At 68.2% G+C, this 19300-nt stretch carries 21 protein-coding genes and 2 tRNA genes; 10 read left to right on the forward strand and 13 right to left on the reverse strand.

Features of this window, described 5'->3' with window-relative positions; all coding sequences use genetic code 11:
• Window positions 1–7: 7 nt before the first annotated feature.
• The gene (locus tag ABAZ39_RS03740; RefSeq protein WP_038526839.1) at window positions 8–1534 is read right to left on the reverse strand and encodes a class I SAM-dependent methyltransferase; all 1527 of its coding nucleotides are present in this window, start codon (window positions 1532–1534) and stop codon (window positions 8–10) included.
• Between the two features lie 296 nt (window positions 1535–1830).
• Here ABAZ39_RS03740 and ABAZ39_RS03745 point away from each other — a divergent pair.
• Both ABAZ39_RS03745 and ABAZ39_RS03750 read left to right on the forward strand, forming a co-directional pair.
• Window positions 1831–1906 (forward strand) — tRNA-Lys (locus ABAZ39_RS03745).
• Between the two features lie 76 nt (window positions 1907–1982).
• A tRNA-Lys gene (locus tag ABAZ39_RS03750) sits at window positions 1983–2058 on the forward strand.
• 109 nt (window positions 2059–2167) lie between these two features.
• On the opposite strand, the gene ABAZ39_RS03755 is transcribed toward ABAZ39_RS03750, so the two are convergent.
• From ABAZ39_RS03755 to ABAZ39_RS03785, 8 genes are all read right to left on the reverse strand, one after another.
• The gene (locus ABAZ39_RS03755) at window positions 2168–2608 is read right to left on the reverse strand and encodes a MaoC family dehydratase (protein ID WP_038526841.1); all 441 of its coding nucleotides are present in this window, start codon (window positions 2606–2608) and stop codon (window positions 2168–2170) included.
• A 236-nt stretch (window positions 2609–2844) separates the two neighbouring features.
• The gene (gene sciP / locus ABAZ39_RS03760) at window positions 2845–3207 is read right to left on the reverse strand and encodes a CtrA inhibitor SciP (RefSeq protein ID WP_425321498.1); all 363 of its coding nucleotides are present in this window, start codon (window positions 3205–3207) and stop codon (window positions 2845–2847) included.
• A gap of 175 nt (window positions 3208–3382) precedes the next feature.
• Entirely contained in the window at window positions 3383–4111 is a 729-nt protein-coding gene (locus tag ABAZ39_RS03765) for a flagellar hook assembly protein FlgD (RefSeq protein ID WP_038526844.1), read from the reverse strand.
• 40 nt (window positions 4112–4151) lie between these two features.
• The gene (locus tag ABAZ39_RS03770; protein ID WP_038526847.1) at window positions 4152–6191 is read right to left on the reverse strand and encodes a flagellar hook-length control protein FliK; all 2040 of its coding nucleotides are present in this window, start codon (window positions 6189–6191) and stop codon (window positions 4152–4154) included.
• 46 nt (window positions 6192–6237) lie between these two features.
• Entirely contained in the window at window positions 6238–6387 is a 150-nt protein-coding gene (locus ABAZ39_RS36030; RefSeq protein WP_160174795.1) for a hypothetical protein, read from the reverse strand.
• 31 nt (window positions 6388–6418) lie between these two features.
• On the reverse strand, window positions 6419–6934 hold the full coding sequence (locus tag ABAZ39_RS03775; protein WP_035675012.1) for a hypothetical protein: 516 nt from the start codon (window positions 6932–6934) through the stop codon (window positions 6419–6421).
• Window positions 6927–7334 (reverse strand): rod-binding protein, encoded by a 408-nt coding sequence (locus ABAZ39_RS03780; RefSeq protein WP_081862871.1) that lies wholly within the window; start codon window positions 7332–7334, stop codon window positions 6927–6929. The genes ABAZ39_RS03775 and ABAZ39_RS03780 overlap by 8 nt, the downstream gene beginning before the upstream one ends.
• The gene (locus ABAZ39_RS03785; RefSeq protein WP_081862872.1) at window positions 7334–8497 is read right to left on the reverse strand and encodes a flagellar basal body P-ring protein FlgI; all 1164 of its coding nucleotides are present in this window, start codon (window positions 8495–8497) and stop codon (window positions 7334–7336) included. Before ABAZ39_RS03785 ends, ABAZ39_RS03780 begins: the two co-directional genes overlap by 1 nt.
• Before the next feature lie 252 nt (window positions 8498–8749).
• On the opposite strand from ABAZ39_RS03785, the gene ABAZ39_RS03790 reads away from it, so the two are divergent.
• The 4 genes from ABAZ39_RS03790 (at window position 8750) to ABAZ39_RS36035 (ending at window position 11721) form a co-directional block, all read left to right on the forward strand.
• Window positions 8750–9166, forward strand: coding sequence for a flagellar assembly protein FliX (locus ABAZ39_RS03790; RefSeq protein ID WP_038526852.1), 417 nt, complete (start codon window positions 8750–8752; stop codon window positions 9164–9166).
• Between the two features lie 189 nt (window positions 9167–9355).
• Entirely contained in the window at window positions 9356–9775 is a 420-nt protein-coding gene (dksA, locus tag ABAZ39_RS03795; protein WP_035675009.1) for an RNA polymerase-binding protein DksA, read from the forward strand.
• Window positions 9776–10348: 573 nt separating this feature from the next.
• Window positions 10349–10858, forward strand: a complete 510-nt coding sequence (locus tag ABAZ39_RS03800; RefSeq protein WP_051657785.1) for a hypothetical protein — start codon at window positions 10349–10351, stop codon at window positions 10856–10858.
• 464 nt (window positions 10859–11322) lie between these two features.
• Entirely contained in the window at window positions 11323–11721 is a 399-nt protein-coding gene (locus tag ABAZ39_RS36035; RefSeq protein ID WP_063922623.1) for an SHOCT domain-containing protein, read from the forward strand.
• Window positions 11722–12150: 429 nt separating this feature from the next.
• Here ABAZ39_RS36035 and flgH read toward each other — a convergent pair whose 3' ends face one another.
• Genes flgH through flgF form a run of 4 tightly spaced genes read right to left on the reverse strand, consistent with a single transcriptional unit; the run spans window position 12151 to window position 15310 of the window.
• On the reverse strand, window positions 12151–12936 hold the full coding sequence (gene flgH / locus ABAZ39_RS03810) for a flagellar basal body L-ring protein FlgH (RefSeq protein ID WP_247881622.1): 786 nt from the start codon (window positions 12934–12936) through the stop codon (window positions 12151–12153).
• Between the two features lie 12 nt (window positions 12937–12948).
• Window positions 12949–13731 (reverse strand): flagellar basal body P-ring formation chaperone FlgA, encoded by a 783-nt coding sequence (gene flgA / locus ABAZ39_RS03815; RefSeq protein WP_038526854.1) that lies wholly within the window; start codon window positions 13729–13731, stop codon window positions 12949–12951.
• 44 nt (window positions 13732–13775) lie between these two features.
• Window positions 13776–14561 carry a flagellar basal-body rod protein FlgG gene (gene flgG / locus ABAZ39_RS03820; protein WP_038526857.1) on the reverse strand — a complete coding sequence of 262 codons (786 nt, stop codon included), beginning with the start codon at window positions 14559–14561 and terminating at the stop codon, window positions 13776–13778.
• Window positions 14562–14587: 26 nt separating this feature from the next.
• A complete protein-coding gene (gene flgF, locus ABAZ39_RS03825) occupies window positions 14588–15310 on the reverse strand; it encodes a flagellar basal-body rod protein FlgF (protein ID WP_038526860.1) in 723 nt (240 codons plus the stop codon).
• A gap of 498 nt (window positions 15311–15808) precedes the next feature.
• Here flgF and ABAZ39_RS03830 point away from each other — a divergent pair, with 498 nt between their 5' ends.
• The 4 genes from ABAZ39_RS03830 to ABAZ39_RS03845 are packed head-to-tail and all read left to right on the forward strand — an operon-like array spanning window position 15809 to window position 19100.
• On the forward strand, window positions 15809–16330 hold the full coding sequence (locus ABAZ39_RS03830; protein ID WP_035674997.1) for a flagellar basal body-associated FliL family protein: 522 nt from the start codon (window positions 15809–15811) through the stop codon (window positions 16328–16330).
• Between the two features lie 18 nt (window positions 16331–16348).
• Window positions 16349–17431: a flagellar motor switch protein FliM gene (gene fliM, locus ABAZ39_RS03835; protein ID WP_035674995.1), complete on the forward strand. Its 1083-nt coding sequence runs from the start codon at window positions 16349–16351 to the stop codon at window positions 17429–17431.
• Entirely contained in the window at window positions 17428–18153 is a 726-nt protein-coding gene (locus ABAZ39_RS03840; protein WP_038526864.1) for a DUF6468 domain-containing protein, read from the forward strand. The genes fliM and ABAZ39_RS03840 overlap by 4 nt, the downstream gene beginning before the upstream one ends.
• A complete protein-coding gene (locus tag ABAZ39_RS03845; RefSeq protein ID WP_038526867.1) occupies window positions 18150–19100 on the forward strand; it encodes a MotE family protein in 951 nt (316 codons plus the stop codon). Before ABAZ39_RS03840 ends, ABAZ39_RS03845 begins: the two co-directional genes overlap by 4 nt.
• Window positions 19101–19300: the final 200 nt, after the last annotated feature.

Raw genomic sequence — 19300 nt, forward strand, 5'->3', positions numbered from 1 at the left:
CTCCCGGTTACGCCACGCCGAGGCGGCGCAGGGTGGGCAGGCGCAGGCGGGTGAAGCGGTCGAACCGGGCGCGCAACTCCACCAGATTGGCCTCCTCCCCGTCGAGCCGTTCGCCGTCGCGCGACAGGGCGAGCCCATCGGCCGACAGCGCTTCCCAAGCGGTCGCCGCGGGGTCGGTGCCGTTGCGTCGGGCCAGCAGGAACAGCGCCTCCAGCCGCGACACCGCAACGCCGGAACCGAGGACGGGCGACGCCAGCGTGTCCAGTATGTCGTCGCGGCGGCTGCGCTCCAGGATGGCGGCGTTGAAGCGGTCCGCCTGGAGCGCGCGCGCCGCCTGACCGGTCTCGGGCAGGGCGGGCGCCGCCAGCGCAAGGCTGGTCAGGATCATCAGCGCGCGCAGCACGGCCTCCTCGCCATGGCGGGCGAGGGCGGGAAGGGCCGACAACTCGGCCAGCGTGGGCGTGCCGGCGGACAGCGCCTCGGCCAGCGGGCCGTGCAGGTCCTGCGGCAGGGGCACGCGCCCGACCGGCGCCAGCACGACTTCCGGCAGATCGTCGGGCGGCACCAGAAGGGCGAAGCAGGTGGCGCGCAGCCGCTCCCGCCGCTCCGCCACGGTCAGCCGCTCCGCCCCCTTCACGAACAGGTCGCGGCGGAAGGCGCGGTTGGTCAGCAGGTCGCGCAGCGTCTCGCGGTAGGCCGGGTCGCGCGCCTCGGCCAGCAGGGGCATGGCGTCCGGCGGCAGGGACAGCTCGTCCATCTGCTCCATCGGGACGGCGGGGCCGGCGAAGTCCAGCTTGGCCGCGGCCAGCTCCCGCGCCACGTCGGCGTGGTAGAAGGCGGTCCAGTCGCGGTTCAGATATTCGTGGGCGATGTAGTTGGGCGACTTGCGTTTCAGCGAGTCCAGCCGCGCCGGGAGCGCGTCGGCCTGGGCGAACCAGCCGGCGTTCAGCGCGGTCAGGCGGCTGGCGAAGGCCACGGCCTCCTCGATCCGCTCCGGCAGGGGGCCGGTGCGGTCGGCGCAATGCTCGACCAGGACGCGGCGCAGCGGCATGTAGGCGAGCGTGCCGGGCAGGGCGTTGTAGCTGACGAAGACCAGCCCGCCGGGCTTCAGCCGCCGCTTCAACAGGTCCACCAGGATCGCCCGGTTCTCCGCGCTGACCCAGGACCAGACGCCGTGCAAAGTCACGATGTCCAGGTCCTTGGACCCGCCTTGGGCGTATTCGGCGAAGCTCTCCTCCCGGAAGGCGGCGTTGCCCAGCCCGGCCTCGGCGGCGAGGCGTTGGGCGCCGGCGATGTGGCCGGGGTTGAAGTCCACCGCCTCGAAGCGGGCGTCGGGATGGCAGCCGGCCAGGACGGCGCTGCTCACCCCATGGCCGCAGCCGATCTCCGCACAGGCGAAGGACCCTGCGAGGTCCATCGGGGATCGCCAGCCGCGCAGGGTCAGCGCGAAGGACAGCAGCGCCGGCGACAGTTCCCGGTAGAAGGCGTGGATGTAGCCGATCCCGCCCACATAGCCCTCGGTCCAGCCCTGCATGATCCCCAACCTTTCCGTCATCCGCTGGGGAAGGGTGATAGCGCCGGGCTTGGCCGACTGTCAAAGAAGGCGGCCGAAGAGGGCGGTTTTGAGGGGTGTGTGCGGAGCCGGAATGAGCCCCGCAAAAAAATGCGATCCTATCCATTTTGGTATCGACAAGCCCCGGACCCTTCGTTATAAACCGCGCCACACCGGCCGGGACGACGGCTTGGCCGGACAGGAACCCTAGTCGATACGGTCAGGCACCCCCTGACGCAGAGACGAAGGCTTCGGTGCCGGTGTGAACGAGAAGTGATGGGCGCATAGCTCAGTTGGTAGAGCAGCTGACTCTTAATCAGCGGGTCCAAGGTTCGAGTCCTTGTGCGCCCACCATCACTTTCCGGATCGAAAGGGATCGTTCCCAGACCCCTTTCTACGCCGCCGGGTGTTTCGATGCCCGGATGGGAATGGGCGCATAGCTCAGTTGGTAGAGCAGCTGACTCTTAATCAGCGGGTCCAAGGTTCGAGTCCTTGTGCGCCCACCATTCCCAAGACAACGGCACGACAGCGACGCGCACAAAAGGGCTGCCTTCGGGCGGCCCTTTGTGCGTTTGGGGTCGTTCGCGTTCGGGGCTCTGCTTGCGCCATCAGTCTTTATCGGCGGCGGGGGACGAGCAGATTCGCGGTCATCTGCTGCACAATCTCGCCGTCCTGGTTGAGGGTGGTGGTGCGCACGCGGGCGATGCCGCGGTCGGGGCGCTTGGCCGACACACGGACCTCCAGGATCTCGCTCTCGATGCGCAACACATCGCCGGGGCGGGTGGGCTTGGGCCAGCGGATGTCCTCCACCCCCATCCCGACGAAGCCGCCGGCAAGCGCGCCATCCCCCGTGACGATCATCCGCATGGTCAGTCCGGCGGTGTGCCAGCCGCTCGCCGCCAACCCGCCGAAGACGCTGTCCTGCGCCGCCTCGGGGTCGAGGTGGAAGGGCTGTGGGTCGAACTGCCGCGCGAAGGCGACGATGTCCTCTTCCGTCACGGTCACCGGGCCGCCGGTGAAGCGGTCGCCCGGGGTCAGGTCGTCAAGATAGCGCATCGGTCGGCGGACTCCCGTGGGTGGCTGCACCGTCGCTTAGCGTTAACCTTTGCGGGGCGAGAACGAAAGCGATACCTGCCACGTAAAAATTGCAAAGCAGCCGGGACGCAAAATGTCGGGGCAGAAAGCGCCCGTTTTGGAAAACGCCCGCCGACAACGCGCCAGGACACAAAACAACGACGCCGCAGGGCGAGCCTGCGGCGGTCTGGTCCGGTCGGACGGCGAGCGAGAGTCGCTTATTCGGCGGCGGTGCTGGCCATGCGGCTGCGCACGGACGGTGGCGGCTGGTTCCCACGATAGTCCTGCAGCCGCGTGGCGCGCAGGCCCCGCATGCCGTGGCTGTCGATCAGCCGTTGCCAGGACAGGAACTCTTCCACGGACAGGGTGTAGCGGCGGCACGCCTCCTCGAGGCTTATGAGCCCCGAACGCACGCCGGCCACAACCTCCGCCTTGCGCCGCATGACCCAGCGCTTGGTGTCCGGAGGGGGAAGATCATTTTCTGTCATCGGCCGTCCTGCTGGACCGATGACCGACGCTCCACTGGAGCCATCGTCGCTCATTTCAAGCTCGCGAGATGACATGCGCGGACGCTCCACCATCAGCAGTGTATTCCACGATTTGGTGGTAACCTACCCCTTCTCCGCTTAACAAAAGCCTAAACGATAGGGTTAATGTTTTAAGCATAAAAGGCATGGCGCATAGGCCCATCCGGACCCATGCCCATGCCTTTTCCCATGCGTCTGGACGACGCCTGTGAAGGTGAGGACGAGACCCTCAGTACACCTTGGAAAGCTTGGACAGCGGAACCTCGAGGCTGCCGACGGACATCACCGTTTCGCCGTCCTTGTTGGACCCGATGCCGTTGACCGTGCCGAAGGTGAAGGGGGTCGCCTTGATGATGTCGTCCTTCTTCTCGGACACCGGGGCGATGTTCAGGCGGTACTGGCCCGGCTGGACGGCGTTGCCGCCATCGTCCTTGAAGTCCCAGTTCACGACATGCTTGATGCCGGCGGTGGTCTCGCCGGTCATCGACCGGACGATGCGGTTCTTGCTGTCCAGGATGTCCACGCGCACCGACTTGGCGGACTTCTCCAGTTCATAGGCCAGCGGCGCCGCCGTCATGCCCTGGGTGTAGTCGAAGCTGTCGCCCTCGAAGGTGACCGTGCGGCCCAGATAGGCGAGGTTGGTCGAGTTGGTGGAGGCGTTCTGCAGCTTCAGCAGCTTGTCCAGGCGGCTGTTGGTTCCGATGTTCTGCTCCACGTTCGCGAAATCGACCAGCTGCTTGGTCATGTCGTTCGTGTCCATGGGCTTCAGCGGGTCCTGGTTCTGCATCTGCGTGGTCAGCAGCTTCAGGAAATGCTCGAAATTGTCGCCCAGCCCTTTCACCGCGGTGTCGAGCTTCTGCTCGTCGGCCGTCTTGGTGGTCTTGGTGGAGGTGTCGGTCTTCGTCTTGGTCTGGTTGGTGTTCCAGCTGCTGCCGTAGTCGGTGTTGGTGGTGGCCATGGTCGTCGTCCTTCGCTGGAATGGCTGCAGCTGGTCTGAATCAGGCTTGGATGTCGACGCGGCCCGGGGCCAGCGTCAGGGTGTAGGCGGCCTGCGCATCCTCCACCTCTCCGCCGCCGCCGAGGCCGCGGCCCCGCCGTCCCGAGCCGCCTTGCCGTCCCGAGTCCTGGAACGACTGGCCGCCTTCGCCGCGCAGGCTGAAGTTGAGGCTGTTGCTGTCCGCCTTCAGTCCGGCGTCTTGCAAGGCGCGTTCCAGATTGCGGCTGTCGCGCTGCAGCAGTTCGAGCGTCTGGGCCTTCTCCACGGCGACCGACGCGGTGACCCGCCCGTCCTGGCCGATTTCCAACTTGATGTCGATGCGGCCCAGCTCGGCGGGGCGCAGGTTGATGGTGAACTGGTCGTTGCCGTCCGACACGTTCTTGCTGATGTGGACGGCCACCTGATCCTGCACGCCCATCGGCAGGCCGGCGGACCCGCGGGACGGGCGAAGCTGGGCGGTGGTCAGACCCGTTTCCACGCCGCTCGCCGTGTGCACCCCCTCGATCCCGGCGAAGACCGGGTGGGTGGGTGTTGCGGGGTGGGACGCGCCGTCGGCCGGTGGCGGCGTGTCCGCGGCGGCGGCCGCAGCGGCGGTCAGGAACGCGCTTTGCCCGGCAGGCTTTGCCGGGTCGGCAACCGGTGCCTGGGGCGCCGGCGGCTGCGTCAGGCCGGCGTTGCCGCTCGGGTCCTGGGTGCCGCGGTTGCCGGCGTTGGCCCCGGCATCGCCGTCCGCCCCGGTCCGGTTTGCGCCCTTGGCCTTGGCCGCGGCGAGATCGGTCAGGGATTGCGGCAGCGGCGCGCCATCGTCGTTCGGCAGGTCGGCGATGGACAGGGCACCGGGGGGCAGGGCGCCGGGGGACAGCGCGTCGGCGGCCTTCGCCGGCTTGTCCTTGGCGGCAGCCTCCTTGGCCTCGGCGTGGGGCGCAGGCACCTCGATCTGCGGGCCGTCGGTCGGAGCGGCCGGCACCGGCGCGGCTCCCGCCAGCGCCGGAGACGCTTCCGCGGCCGGCTTGGCCGTGCCCGCGGCCTTCACCGATTCGTCGGCGGCCTTGGTCTTGCCGTCCGGATGAGGAGCGCCGGCGGCCGCCAGGGCGGCGGCCAACGCGGCCTCCGCGGCGGCGTCAGGGGCGGAAGGGACCTTTTCGCCGTCCGGAGTCGGGCTGCCGGGCGGCGTGGCCTCGACCGGGGCTGCCGGCTCGACCGCGCCATCCTCGGTCGCCTTGTCGGCCTCCGCGCCGTCCGGCGTGCCGACGGCAACCTGGGCGACGGCCAGCGAGAGGGCGGCCTCCATGTCGGTCAGGGTGGCGGATCGGTCGGCGGTGACCAGCTCCACGGTGGTCTCGGTCACGGTGACGGTCAGGTCGAGGATCACGGCATCGCCGCTCCGATCCTCCGCGGCCTGATCGCCGGCACCGTCCTGCATGGTGCCATCGCCCAGCGCGCTGCCGGCTTCGTCCGAGGGGACCTCCTCTGCCGTGTCGGCGAGAGCGGCGGCGCCGGTGGGCGCCGGCTTGGCGGCGTCTTCCTGCGCGGTCTTGGCGCTGGCGGCCTTCGCATCCTTGGCCGCGGCGTGGTTCGCCGCGGCGGCCTCGCGCCGTTCGGTGCGCGTCGCGTGGGCGGAGTCGCCAGCCTTGGCCGCGTCGGACGCGCGGGCGTCCTTGCGGTCGGCGGCGCGCTGGGTCTCGTCCTTGCGGGCGGCGCGGGACTCGGCCTGGGTCGTCGCTTCGGAGGCCTGGCGCGGCTTGGCGGGCTCTGCGCGAATGGGGTCGGGACGGGCCGGCGGACCGCGCTCCGCGGCCTTGCGGGCGGCGGCCCGATCGGCGGCGGCCTGGTCGGCTGCGCTTGCCGCGGCGTTGCGCCGGTCCTGGGCCGCGCTCTCCGCCTGGACCTGATCGCGCTTGCGGGTGGCGGCCTCGCTGATCAGCCGGTCCATCATCGAGGCGAACTTGTCGCTTCGCGGAGCCGTGTTCTGGCTGGAGGAGGTCTGGCCCCTGACCAGGCTTTCGAACGCGGAGGGCGCGGTGTTCGTTTGGATGGCCATGGAACGGGTTCCCCGAAGCGGACAGGTGCACCCCATCCAGAAGCAACTAACGGGCCAGTTTCAGGCCGGCGCCGACGCGTCCGACCGTCATCCCGCGCCCGGCAGTTCCGTCCGCCGGGCGGCAAAATCCGCCGGGTGACCGGCGCTTCTTGCCGGACCCGGCAACGGCGAAGGGCCGCCCGGTCGGACGGCCCATGCTGCGGATTTCGGTGACGCCGGGAGAGGTGTCAGAGACGGGTGTTGAGGGTGGCGGAGGTGGACGGCCCATGGCTCGGCGTGACGTAGGTCGCGCGGGGCGGAACCGGGGCGGTGCCGTAGGCGGGGGTGGTGGTCTGCCGGGCGCGGTTGATGGCGCCGACCACGGTGTCCACCAGGATCTTCTGCGCCGCGCTGTTCCGGCGGAGCGCGTCGGCGTTGGCGGCGGACGCCTCGTACAGGCCGCGCGTGGCCTCGCGCAGCTGGGCCTTGGCCTCGTCGGGCAGGGCGGCCATGCCCTCGCGGTCCACGCGCAGCAGGCGCGAAACCTCTTCATAGACCAGCATCATCGGCTGCTTCTCGCGCCCCAGCCGGGCCAGCTCGGCGCTGGTGCAGTGCCGCATCACGGCTTCGGTCTCGCGCGCCAGATGGGCGCTCAGCCGGTTCATCAGCTCGACCAGGGCGGCGGCGCGCTCCTCCGCGTTCTTGGGCAGATTGGCGGCGGGAGCCTTGGACGGCTGCGGGAAACGGACGTCGACCTTATCCATGGTTGCCCTCCTGTGCGCGCAGAAGCTCGCGGTAAACCTGATCGGCAATGCCGAACCCGCCGCTGCGGGACATCTGCTTGCCGTATTCGTTGGTCAGCATGGAGCGGAACATCTCCTCGGCGTGGCCGCCGCCGAAGGTCTGGTCCACTTCGATTCCGTCGAACATGTGGCCCAGCATCTGGGAGACGAAGACGCTCTCGAACTCGTTCGCGGACTGGCGGATCTTGGCGCGGATCGCCGGGTCCACCTTGCTCTCCGCGCTTTTGGGATCGACCAGATCGCTCCGCACCGCCGTCCGGAAGCTCGCCTGGGCGCCGGACTGCGCACCGTTCTGGGCGCGCTCGGCGGCCGCGGGCAGGCGCGGGGGCGGAAGGCCGGGAAGGGAAAGCGTCGTATCCATCAGATCACCTCGATCTCCGCCTGCAGGGCTCCGGCGGCCTTGATTGACTGAAGGATGGCGATCATGTCCCGGGGCCCCACGCCAAGCGCATTCAAGGATTGTACCAACTCCTGGAGCGTCACCCCGGAATTCATCACGGCGAGGCGGTTGTTGGACTGGTCGTCCACCTGGATGTCGGTGCGCGGCACCACGGCGGTCTGGCCCTGGCTGAAGGGGCCGGGCTGGCTGACCTGCGGCGTCTCGGTGACGCGGATCGTCAGGTTGCCCTGGGCGATGGCGACGGTGGAGATGCGGACGTTCTCGCCCATCACGATCACGCCGGATTTCTCGTCCACCACCACGCGGGCGACCTGATCGGGGGTGACGCGGAGCTGCTCGATCTCGGTGATCAGGCCGACGATGTCGCCGCGCCGGGCCTCCGGAACGCTCAGCAGGACCGAGGACGGGTCGGTGGCCTGCGCGCGGTTGCCGCGGAGCTGGATGTTGATGGCGGTGGCCACGCGCTGGGCCGTGGTGAAGTCCGGGTTGCGCAGCGACAGGCGCAGCACCGGCAGTTCGGCCAGCGAGAACTGGATCTCGCGCTCGACGATGGCGCCCGAGGAGATGCGCCCCGAGGTGGGGACGCCGCGGGTCACGCTGGCCCCCTGGCCCTGGGCGGAGAAGCCGGACACCGCGATCGGCCCCTGGGCCACGGCGTAGACCTCGCCGTCGGCGCCCAGCAGCGGGGTGACCAGCAGCGTGCCGCCGAGCAGGCTCTTCGAATCGCCCATCGCCGACACGGTGGCGTCGATGCGCGTGCCCTGGGCGGAGTAGGGCGGCAGGGTCGCCGTCACCATCACCGCCGCCACGTTCTTGGTGCGCAGGTTGGTGCCGCGGGTGTTGACGCCCATGCGCTCCAGCATGCCGACGAGGCTCTGCTCGGTGAAGGGCGAGTTGTTGAGGCTGTCGCCCGTGCCGTTCAGGCCGACCACCAAGCCGTAGCCGATCAGCATGTTGTCGCGCACGCCCTCGACGTCCACCACGTCCTTGATCCGCGCCGAGGAGGCCGAGGCCGGAGCCGACAGCGCGAGCAGCGCCGCGGCGAGTGCCGCCAGCAACGCGACCGCGCGGAGCAGGACGGCGGTGCGCGGCATGGTGGCGCGGGTCAGGGCGGTGGCGGTCATGGCGGGGACACTCCTCAACGGCTGTCCCTTCCTATACAAACGGCGTGCCAGAGCCGCCGATGGCAGGCGAAGGGCAGGATCGGCAAGGGGAAGCGGCCGCGCTGGATGAAAAGGCCGGAAATTGGCACCGCGTCCGACCGCTTTATGTCACGGAAGCGGGGCAATTTTTGCCCGATTGCGGCAAACCTTGACCGGATGTTAAGGTGCTTCCATCTAGAGTATCGCGCTTTTCCGAAACCGGTTGCACGGAACATGAAAGTCGAAGGCCCCGGAAAACTTCGCGGCAGCAGCTCGGTCCGGCGCACGGGGAAGGCCGAAGGCTCGTCCGGTGCGTCCTTCTCCAAGCAGCTCGTCGGCGAGACCAACACCGCCCAGGGCGTCCATGCCGCGGCGCCGCTGGCCGGCATCGCCAGCGTGCTGGCGTTGCAGGAGGTGGACGACGCCACGGCCCGCGCGTCGCGTGGCAAGATGCGCGCCGAGGAGATGCTCGACAAGCTGGAGGAGATCCAGCACGGGCTTCTGGCCGGCACGCTTTCGGCGCAGAAGCTGATGGACCTCGTGAAGGTGGTGCAGTCGCGCCGCGTCCATGTGGACGATCCGCGGCTGGCCGACATCCTTGACCAGATCGACCTGCGCGCCCAGGTCGAGCTGGCGAAGCTCACTCCCTGAGCGCGGTTTCCGGCCCCAGGACCGGCTTTTCGGCATCGGCCGTACGGCCATCGCCGAGCCTTTCACAAAACTTTGCTTCTCCAAGGGCTTGTTCGCGCTTCGATAGGCGAAGCGCAGGGTTGCGGTTGCCGATGCGCCTACCTATACTCCGCGCCGCCCGGATCACCCTTTTGCGTTGGATGCTCTCGGATGTCGTCTCCGCTTCTGCCTAAGAACTACACCCCGTCGGAAGACGAGGAGTTCATGAATCCCGTGATGCGGGAATATTTCCGCCAGAAGCTGCTGCGCTGGCGCGCGGAGCTGCTGGCTGAATCCAGCGAGACCCTGAGCAGCCTTCAGGAAGGCGGCATCCAGGAACCGGACATCGCCGACCGCGCGTCGGCGGAAACCGACCGGGCGCTGGAACTCCGCACCCGCGACCGTGAGCGCAAGCTGATCTCCAAGATCGACGCGGCGCTGGAGCGGTTGCAGGATGGGTCCTACGGCTATTGCGAGGAAACGGGGGAGCCCATCTCCGTCCGCCGCCTCGACGCCCGTCCCATCGCGACGCTGAGCCTGGAAGCCCAGGAGCGGCACGAGCGCATGGAGCGCACCCAGCGCGACGACTGACGCGGCGGCTGTTCGCGTCACTGGCCGCGCCTTGGACAAAAGCCTCCTCCGATCCCGGCGGGGGCTTTTGTCCGTGAGGGGAACGGTGTGCCGGCGATCGATCCCCGCAACGAAGGGCCTCGTGGCGAGGTCCCGGCGGTGATCTGAAGAAGGGGCGGCCCGCCCCTCTGTCGGAGCTTGGTTCGCTCGGGCCGGCCGCGAGCCCGCTGCAATGAGCCGTCAAACTACCGGCCCCGGCCGGTCCCGGCCAGCCCGGGAAACGGCTTGCCACTCCCTGTCGCTCTCCATCCCCGAACGAAGAACGTCTTCCGATGACCGCCTCACCCTTCGGCGTGGCGCTTTCGCGCGCCTGGCCGCGTCCCCCGGGGTGGCTGTCCATAAACCCATGGTGCGGGTTGCCAGAACGGCCTGTTGAGGGTGAAATGGACGTTCTGAAGCGGATCGAGACATTGCGGGCCTTGGTCGGTGAGACGCAGACACGCAGGAAGCGTCTCCTGGATCGATCCCATGAGCGCTTGCGCTCCGCTGAGAAGGCGTTGGAGGGTTCTCACCGCCTGTTGAAAGGGAAGCCCCATGACCCAGGCACGCCATCCGGTGAACCACACTGTGACGCGGGACGCTGATGCGGAAGACTGGCGTCGGCGCAGCGAGACAAGGCGCGGCCGGGCCGAAGAGGCGCGCGCCGGGGCGGAACGGATGCGGGAGGAGGCCGAACAGGAACGCTCCGCGATGTTCCAGCGCCACGTCGAAACGGAAGGCGCACGGCTTATAGCGGAAGAGGGGCGAATCACCGGCGAGGCGCAGCGGCAGGAGGCCGAGGACGCGCGCATCCAGGACGAAGACCTTCGCCGGTCCGCCGAGATGGCCAGGCTCGCGGCGGAAGAGGCGCGGCGCGCCGAAGAACAGGCGCGGCTGCTCCACGAGGACATCCGGCGTTTCGCCGAGGAGGCTCGGCTTCATGCCGAACAAGCGCGCGCCGACGCGGAGCGCATCCGGGCGGCGAACGAGGAGCAGCGCCAGATCCTTGAGGAGATGCGGGAAACCGTCCGGCGCTACGAGGCGCTTCTGGCCCGGAACGGGTGACGGTCAACGGCGCGCTCCGGTGGGGCGCTGCCGTATCGCGCAATCCCGGGGCGCGTCGGCGCTGCACGATGAACTTCCCCGGAACCTCGCGGCATCGTGGCGCCTCAACACAGTGCCGTTGGTTACAAACTCTTTAGATTTCCTTCGCACACTCGCTTCGGTGGTGCTCGGCGGCGAGCGCTCATGGGCGGGTGTGGGGAGGGTTTATGAGGGGTGGTGGCCTCGCTTGTCCGGTTTGGCGCCGCTGGTTACGGCTTGCGCACCAGGAAAACGGAAGCGATCAGGCCAACACGGCTCATCCAGGCGCTTCGCAACCATCTGTCACCCAGCCATCCCGCCATGCACAGGGTTCCTGTCGATCTGCATGAACGGGTGACGTCGATCCAGTCCATGAAGCCCAATGCCCCGAGGCAACACGCCGTTGTCTCCGGGGCCGGTTTCTTCGGCACTCCAGGGAAGCTGGGATGAGAAAAGTTTTCGTTGCTGTTCTGGTGCTGGGGCTTGGGGCCTGCACACGGGCCATCCCGATCACCGACACAGAGGGTGAGCGCGTTTGGATGATCGAGTGTGGCGCTGCCGTTTCGTTCTCGGTGTGCCACACCAGGGCACAGAAGATGTGTCCCGGCGGTTACGCGACGCTCTCCGAGGATGCGGGCTTTAACCGTAAGGAGGTTCGAGTCCGTTGCCTTCCGCCAAAGGACACGGCGGATCAAGCCCCATCAGCCTTGTCGTCGACCACGGCGCCCGGGGCGCCCAAATCCGCTGAATCTCGCCTCCGCGATCTGCAGTCGCTCTTCGACAAGGGGCTCATCACCGAGCAGGAGTACGAGACACGTCGGCACTCAATCATCGGAGCCTTGTGATCTCCGATGTGGGCGAGGTGCAGGGGCGAGAGGATGTCCGGAGACCTGTCCGCCCGTGCAGCGAATCGTGTCGTGACAGCGTCGGATCGGATAGCCCAACCTTCCCGCACACCATGCTGATGCCGTCAGCTTGCCGGCGCGCCTCAGGGCATCGGCGCGAACATCGAAACGACAAGCTCGGGGCGGGCAGGGAACGGCGCGGCAAAAGGCGCCGGGCGGCATAAACTTCCCGTCCATGCTCGCGCCAGCGGACATGGAGCCGCTTCCGCGTCGTGTCCATGCCGCGTGGGATGGTTGTCGATGCATAGGGCGCGGCGGAAGCGCCGGGCTTCCCGTTGCGGCGCCTTGCAGCACGTCCGAAGGGGGGCGATGCCCCCTTCGCATTGATTTTCCTGTCTGTTCGGCCCTGCGTTCCCGAACGTCCCGAGATCAGAAGGGCATGATGATGTCGAAGAGCTGCTGGCCGTAGCGCGGCTGCTGCACGTCGGTGATCTGGCCGCGTCCGCCGTAGGAGATGCGGGCCTCGGCGACCTTCTCGTAGCTGATGGTGTTCTGCGCGGTGATGTCCTCGGGCCGGATCACGCCGGTGATGATCAGATCGCGCACCTCGTAGTTCACCCGCACCTCCTGCCGGCCCTGGATGACCATGTTGCCGTTGGGCAGGGACTGGGTGACCAGGGCGGCCACCTTCAGGGTGATCTGCTCCTTGCGGTTGACGGCGCCCTTGCCGTCGTTGGAGGTCGAGCTGCCGACGTTGAGCAGACTGCCGGCGTTCGCCCCGTCGGGCAGCACGCGCTGCAGCGCCTGGCCCTCGAAGCCGAAGAGGCTCGGCATGCCGGCCTGCTCAGTGTTGTTGCGGCTGCGGGTGGTCTGGTTGTTGATCTGCGCCTGGTCGTTGATCTGGATGTCAACGGTCAGCAGGTCGCCGACCTTGGCCGCGCGCTGGTCCTTGAAGAAAGCCTTGGCGCCGGTCCGCCACAGCGAGTTCGGGTTGCGCTCCGTCGGCAGCGGGGTGGGCATCGGCAGGCTGACGGGCTGGTAGCCGGGCTGGGCCTGCGGGTCCTTGATCTTGGTGAGTTCGGGAGCGGAGCCGATGTCCGCCACGCGCGACATGGCGTTGCAGGCGGGGAGGCCGGCGGCGACGGCGGCGAGCAGAGCGAAGCGGAAAGCCGTGCGGGCGGTGTTGGTGGGGGTGGGCATCTTGAAGGCGCACATGGAGCTTTCTCCTTACTTCGCGATGAAGCCGGGCTTTGCCACGGCGACGATGCTGGGGCCGGCGACGGTCGCCTCGAGGATGCGGTTCGACTGGGTGTTGATGACGCGGATCACGTCGCCCCGGCCGCCGTCCTGCAGGGCCTTGCCCTGGGCCGACAGGGTCAGGTTCTCGGTGGCCAGCGTGATGGTGACGAGCGAGCCCTTGTCCACGACCCGTGGCGACTGCAGGTCGCGCAGCCGGACCGGCTGGTTCACCGGGACGCCGCGCCGCGGCGTCAGGCCGATGAGCTGGGCGTCGGTGGCGGCGATGTCGCTGCCGGCGAGGTCGGCGCGCACGTCCTGCCAATCCACGTCGCCGGGGCCGATCACGTCGCCGGGCGCGATGCGCCGCGACAGCACCGGCACCTGCACCACGCCATAGGCGCGGCCCGACACCGGAAGGCGCACGACCGGACGGGTGTCGGCCACGATCATCTCCGCGGCGAAGCGGCCCTGCACCGGGTTGTAGTAGAGGTTCTCCACCGTCAGGCTGCCGGCGCCCGCCGGCGCGCGCAGCTCCACCGCCCGGTTGTCCAGCTCCATCTGCAGCCGGCCCGTGGTGATCTGGCGGGACAGCGCGTCGGACAGCACAGCCTCGACATGGGCCGGGCTGTAGACGACCGCCTGTGCCGCCACCCCGATCGCGCCGTCGTCCATCGCCTGGGCGAGGGCCGTCTGGGCAAAGGCCATCGGGCCGCCGGCAAGGGCGGCGGCGAGAAGGGCGGTGCCGAGGATTCGGAGAGCGGGGCGGGGCATGGCGGGAGTTCCTTGCAAAAACGGGCCTTACGACGGTGCCGACATCAGCGGAGCTGCGAGGCCTGCTGCATCATCTCGTCGGTGGTCTTGATGACCTTGGAGTTCATCTCGTAGGCGCGCTGGGCCGAGATCAGGGTGGTGATCTCCTGCACGATGTTGACGTTGGAGGTCTCCAGCGCGCCCTGCACCACGCGGCCGAAGCCGGGAGCGCCGGGGTTGCCATTGACCGCCTCGCCCGAGGCGCCGGTCTGCAGGAACAGGTTGTCGCCGACGGCTTCCAGGCCGGCCGCGTTGGCGAAGGTGGCGAGCTGGAGCTGGCCGACATTCTGCTGCGCCACCTGTCCGTCCAGCTTCACCATCACCTCGCCCGAGGCGTTGATGGCGACGTCCACGGCTTCCGCCGGAATGGTGATCGCCGGCTGCACCGGATAGCCGTCGGCGGTGACGATGATGCCCTCCGGCGACAGCTTGAAGTTGCCGGCGCGGGTGTAGGCCGTGTCGCCGCTGGGGAGCTGCACCTGGAAATAGCCGGAGCCGTTGATGGCGACGTCCAGCTTGTTGTCGGTGACGGTCAGGTTGCCCTGCTCCAGCACGCGGGCCACCGCGGCGACGCGCACACCGGCACCCACCTGCACGCCGGTCGGCACGATGGTGCCGGCGTCCGACGAGGTGGAGCCGATGCGGCGGAAGTTCTGATACAGCAGGTCCTGGAATTCGGCCCGCTGCTTCTTGAAGCCGGTCGTCGTCGCGTTGGCGATGTTGTTCGAGATGGTTTCGACGTTCAGCTGCTGGGCGATCATGCCGGTGGCGCCGATGGCGAGGCTGCGCATGGTCCTTACTCCTTAAACGCGGTCGATCAGGCCGTGCGGCCCAGCTTCTGGATGGCGCTGCGGATGCGCTCGTGCTCGTTCTCGATCAGCTTCTGGTTGGACTGGTACTGGCGCTGGATCTCGATCAGCGCCGTCATCTCGACCACCGGCTTCACGTTCGAATTCTCTAGCATTCCCTGTGCCACCTTCGTGTCGGCGGGGGCCGCCTGCGGCTCCTCGTCGCTGACGTAGAGGCCGGCCCCGACCTCGGTCATCAGTTGCTCGTTGCGGAAGGTGACGATGTTCAGCCGGCCCACCTGACCCAGCTCGGTGGAGACGGTGCCGTCGCCGGACACCATGATGTCCCTGGTGCCGTTCGGGATGGCCAGCGGCTGGCCGTTGTCGCCCAGGACCGGCAGGCCGCCGCCGTCGACGATCTGGCGCTGGTCGTTCAGGCGGAAGTTGCCGGCGCGGGTGTAGCGGGGGCCGCTCGCCGTATCGACGGTGAAATAGCCGTGGCCGGTCAGTGCCAGGTCCAGCGAATTGCCGGTCTGCATCATCCCGCCGGCCGAGAGGTCGCGCACCACGGCGCGGTCCTGCACGAAGCTGATCTGCTCGTGCATGCCCGGACGCTCCAGGAACTCCGTGAACAGCATGCGCTGCTGCTTGAAGCCCGTGGTGTTCATGTTCGCGATGTTGTTCGAGATCACGTCCAGCTGGCGGCGCAGGGTCATCTGGCGCGACAGGGACACGTAGATCGGGTTTTCCATCGGCGGCCTCTTTCCATTCGGACCGGGGGAGCGTCCCGACCGGCGCAAATGGCTATGCACGGCGCGTGCCAGCGCCGGAGAGAGCCGGAAAGACGGCGATGACGGGCGTTGCCGCCGTTGGGGAAGCGCCTGCCGGGCAAGAACTGCCGGTGGGTTGGCAAGGGCTGCCGCCCGACGCCGGGCAAAAGCGTCCCGTTGCCGCGGCGCGGACGGCGCGCGGGGTCACGGGGGCCTCATCCGCCGGAAGCGGGCGGACCGGCAACGGCAGGCGGGGCGGGGCAGGGTGGTGCGGACGGGGATGGCGGGCGTGGTTCGGGCGTTCGCTCCTCGGTTGACGGAGATCTCCGGCGATGCCCCAATCAAGAACCGTGCCGCTGTCTGTGGTTGCGCTTCTGTCACAGCCCCGGACCATGCCTGAAAGGCTTTGTTAACTATCCGAAAGATAGGGTTGCTGGGCTGGTAAGGCCACGCTCCGCCACCGCTCGCGCTTAGGATTCCATGACCGCGCACGCTGAAGACGACGTTCCGACCGATGGCCTGCCGCGCAAGAAATTCAGCGGCAAGAAGCTGGTCCTGTTCGTCATCCTGCCGCTGGTGCTGCTGATCGGCGCCGGGGCGGGCGTGTATTTCAGCGGCCTGCTCGACTCGCTGCTCGGCAAGAAGGAGGAGCATGCGGAGGTGCCGGCGGAGCCGGCGCAGCCCGATCCCCACGCGGCCCCGGTCTTCTACGACCTGCCGGACATGCTGGTGAACCTGAACAGCAGCGGCAAGCGTCCGGCCTTCCTGAAGATCAAGATCTCGATCCAACTCGCGAAGGGCGAGGACATACCGGCGATCGAGCATGTGCTGCCGCGCATCATCGACAACTTCCAGGTCTATCTGCGCGAATTGCGGCTGGAGGATCTGAAGGGGTCGGCGGGCATGTACCGCCTGCGCCAGGAATTGCTGATGCGGATCACCGCGTCCGCCCATCCGGTGAAGGTCAAGGACGTTCTGTTCAAGGAAATGCTGGTCCAGTAGGGGCGGCGGAAACGGGCCATGAGCAACACCGAGGAACTGAGCGAAGAAGAACGCCTTGCCGCCGAATGGGCCGCCCTCGCCGAAGACGGCGGCGATATGGGCGACATGGCGGACATGGGCGGCGGCGGTTCGACCCGCGTCCTCAACCAGGACGAGATCGACAGCCTGCTCGGCTTCGACCAGGGCGGGGCCGGGGACGGCGACAACTCCGGCATCATGGCGCTGGTCAACTCGGCGCTGGTCAACTACGAACGCCTGCCCATGCTGGAGGTGGTCTTCGACCGCCTCGTCCGCATGATGTCCACGTCCTTGCGCAACTTCACCTCCGACAACGTCGAGGTCAGCCTCGACCAGATTTCCTCGGTGCGCTTCGGCGACTATCTGAACTCGATTCCGCTGCCGGCGATGCTGTCCGTCTTCAAGGCGGAGGAGTGGGACAACTACGGCCTGATGGTCGTTGACTCGGCGCTGATCTACTCCATCGTGGATGTGCTGCTGGGCGGGCGGCGCGGCACCGCGGCGATGCGCATCGAAGGCCGCCCCTACACGACCATCGAGCGCAACCTCGTGGAGCGCATGGTCCATGTGGTGCTGTCCGACCTGTCCGCCGCCTTCGATCCGCTGTCGCCCGTCACCTTCCGCTTCGACCGGCTGGAGACCAACCCGCGCTTCGCGACCATCGCGCGCCCGGCCAACGCGGCGGTGCTGGTCAAGCTGCGCATCGACATGGAGGATCGCGGCGGCCGCCTGGAGCTGATGATCCCCTACGCGACGCTGGAGCCGGTGCGCGAGCTTCTGCTCCAGATGTTCATGGGCGAGAAGTTCGGCCGCGACTCGATCTGGGAAACCCACCTCGCCTCGGAGCTGCTGGTCACCGACGTGGACATCTCCGCGGTGCTGGACGAGGTGACGATGACCCTGCACGACGTGCTGAACTGGCGCGTCGGCACGCGAATCCTTTTGAACGCCACGCCGGACGGCACCATCGAGCTGCGCTGCGGCGACGTTTCCATGTTCCAAGGCCGCATGGGCCGCAAGGGTGGGCACATCGCCGTGCGGATCGAGCGGGAGCTGCCCAAGCAGGAGGTCATGCGGCTATGAGCCCGACCCTCACGCTCGTCCTCGATCTGGTGATGGTGGGGCTGCTCGCCGCGACCATCGCCTACGCGATCATCCTCAACCGGCAGATCATCAAGCTGCGCGAGAGCCGCGGCGAGATGGCCGAGCTGGTGCGCGGCCTGAACGAGGCCATGTCGCGCGCCGAAACCGGCGTGCGCGGTCTGAAGAAGACGGCCCACGAAACCGGCGACGATCTGCAGCGCACGGTCGCGAAGGCGCAGACCCTGCGCGACGAGCTGGAATTCATGATCGAGGCCGCCGACGCCATGGCGAACCGGCTGGGCAACGTCGGCGGGGAGCGTCCGAAGCCGGGCCCCGCGGCGCGTCCAGCGGCGCGCCCGGGCTTGGCCACCCGTCCGCCCGTCGCCTCGCGCCCGCCCGTCGCCTCGCGCCCGCCCGTCGCCCCGCGTCCGATCGTCGAGGACGATCATGGTCACGACGATCTCGATCCCGATGATCTCGATCTTCACGGCCACGATCTTCGCGGCCACGATCTTCACGACGGGCATAGCGACCACGACGACCACGACGACCTGCCGCCGCTGCGCTCCGCCGCCTTCCGGAACGAGCCGCTGCGGGCCGATCCATCGGTGCGCCGTCCGGCGCCCGCGCCCGACCCCATCTTGCGGGAGGGTGAGAGCCTGTCCCGCGCCGAACGTGAACTTCTGCAAGCCATCGAGAACGCCGGCAAGGGGGTCGGATGAGCGACACCACCACCACCGCGAAGGGTGCCCCTGCCGCTGCCGGCGGGGAGCCGAAGGTTGTGATCCGCCCCGCCGGGGCCACCCCGACCGGCGTCCGCACCAGCCAGAGCGTTGCCGGCCAGCCGACCGCTCAAGGCGCCGCTCAGGCCGCGGCCCAAGCCGCCGCCAAAGCAAAGCCGAAGGCCAAGGTGAAGGCCAAGGCCAAGCGCAAGCCCGCCGTCCCGCGACGTCCATTGTCGGAGCGGATGCGCGAGAAGATGAAGGCGTGGCGGTTCCGCATCCTGCCCCTGACCATCTTCGTCGCCGTCCTGATGCTGGGGGTGCGCGTCGGCGACCTGTGGCGGATCACCACGCGCGACGCCCGCCTGCCGGAGTTCCCGGCGACCCTCGCCCAGGGGCAGAGCGCCGTTCCGGCGGCTCCGATGCAGCTTGCCGCCAACGGCGCCAAGCCCTTGCCCGAACCGGCCCAGGGCGGGTCGAGCAACGGCGCGCCGCCCAACCCGACGCCGCCGGACAACGCCGCCCTCGGCCCGGTGAAGAACGAGGAGCTTCTCCAGCATTTCGCCGAGCGCCGCGCCGAGATCGAGCGCCGCACCAAGGAACTGGAGCAGCGTGAAGCGCTGCTGACCGCCGCCGAGAAGCGCATCGACCAGAAGGTGCAGGAGATGGAGAAGGTCCGCACCGACATCCAGAAGCTGATGCGCCAGGGCGACGAGAAGCAGACCGCTCAGCTCGAAAGCCTCGTGAAGATCTACGAGACGATGAAGCCCAAGGAAGCCGCCCGCATTTTCGAGGAGCTGGACATGCCCGTCCTGCTGGGGGTGGTGGAGAAGATGAAGGAAACCAAGACGGCGCCGATCCTGGCCGCGATGGACCCTCTGAAGGCCAAGGAACTGACCTCCGCGCTCATCGAGCGGCGCGGTGTGCCCGCGGCACCGAAGAACTGAATACGCCCTTTGATTGCGATGACGGCAAGTCGGGTATGACCGTGCGGTTGGTCATACCCGCCCCCCGTGCCACATCTACTGAATATACGTACACGTACTGTCAGGATGGTAGAAGGCCCGCGACGGTCGGCTTCGGTTCATGTTGGCTCCGGCGTGTTCGGGCAACGCAAGTTTGCCCAACAACAAGAAGGAAGGAGACA

It is taken from the genome of Azospirillum argentinense (assembly GCF_000632475.1).
GTDB lineage: Bacteria > Pseudomonadota > Alphaproteobacteria > Azospirillales > Azospirillaceae > Azospirillum > Azospirillum baldaniorum.

Coding starts and splice junctions, on each gene's coding strand:
- ABAZ39_RS03740 (WP_038526839.1), bottom strand. CDS start 1,534: ATGCAGGGCTGGACCGAGGGCTATGTGGGCGGGATCGGCTACATCCAC.
- ABAZ39_RS03755 (WP_038526841.1), bottom strand. CDS start 2,608: ATGCGCTATCTTGACGACCTGACCCCGGGCGACCGCTTCACCGGCGGC.
- sciP (WP_425321498.1), bottom strand. CDS start 3,207: ATGGTGGAGCGTCCGCGCATGTCATCTCGCGAGCTTGAAATGAGCGAC.
- ABAZ39_RS03765 (WP_038526844.1), bottom strand. CDS start 4,111: ATGGCCACCACCAACACCGACTACGGCAGCAGCTGGAACACCAACCAG.
- ABAZ39_RS03770 (WP_038526847.1), bottom strand. CDS start 6,191: ATGGCCATCCAAACGAACACCGCGCCCTCCGCGTTCGAAAGCCTGGTC.
- ABAZ39_RS36030 (WP_160174795.1), bottom strand. CDS start 6,387: ATGGGCCGTCCGACCGGGCGGCCCTTCGCCGTTGCCGGGTCCGGCAAG.
- ABAZ39_RS03775 (WP_035675012.1), bottom strand. CDS start 6,934: ATGGATAAGGTCGACGTCCGTTTCCCGCAGCCGTCCAAGGCTCCCGCC.
- ABAZ39_RS03780 (WP_081862871.1), bottom strand. CDS start 7,334: ATGGATACGACGCTTTCCCTTCCCGGCCTTCCGCCCCCGCGCCTGCCC.
- ABAZ39_RS03785 (WP_081862872.1), bottom strand. CDS start 8,497: ATGACCGCCACCGCCCTGACCCGCGCCACCATGCCGCGCACCGCCGTC.
- ABAZ39_RS03790 (WP_038526852.1), top strand. CDS start 8,750: ATGAAAGTCGAAGGCCCCGGAAAACTTCGCGGCAGCAGCTCGGTCCGG.
- dksA (WP_035675009.1), top strand. CDS start 9,356: ATGTCGTCTCCGCTTCTGCCTAAGAACTACACCCCGTCGGAAGACGAG.
- ABAZ39_RS03800 (WP_051657785.1), top strand. CDS start 10,349: ATGACCCAGGCACGCCATCCGGTGAACCACACTGTGACGCGGGACGCT.
- ABAZ39_RS36035 (WP_063922623.1), top strand. CDS start 11,323: ATGAGAAAAGTTTTCGTTGCTGTTCTGGTGCTGGGGCTTGGGGCCTGC.
- flgH (WP_247881622.1), bottom strand. CDS start 12,936: ATGTGCGCCTTCAAGATGCCCACCCCCACCAACACCGCCCGCACGGCT.
- flgA (WP_038526854.1), bottom strand. CDS start 13,731: ATGCCCCGCCCCGCTCTCCGAATCCTCGGCACCGCCCTTCTCGCCGCC.
- flgG (WP_038526857.1), bottom strand. CDS start 14,561: ATGCGCAGCCTCGCCATCGGCGCCACCGGCATGATCGCCCAGCAGCTG.
- flgF (WP_038526860.1), bottom strand. CDS start 15,310: ATGGAAAACCCGATCTACGTGTCCCTGTCGCGCCAGATGACCCTGCGC.
- ABAZ39_RS03830 (WP_035674997.1), top strand. CDS start 15,809: ATGACCGCGCACGCTGAAGACGACGTTCCGACCGATGGCCTGCCGCGC.
- fliM (WP_035674995.1), top strand. CDS start 16,349: ATGAGCAACACCGAGGAACTGAGCGAAGAAGAACGCCTTGCCGCCGAA.
- ABAZ39_RS03840 (WP_038526864.1), top strand. CDS start 17,428: ATGAGCCCGACCCTCACGCTCGTCCTCGATCTGGTGATGGTGGGGCTG.
- ABAZ39_RS03845 (WP_038526867.1), top strand. CDS start 18,150: ATGAGCGACACCACCACCACCGCGAAGGGTGCCCCTGCCGCTGCCGGC.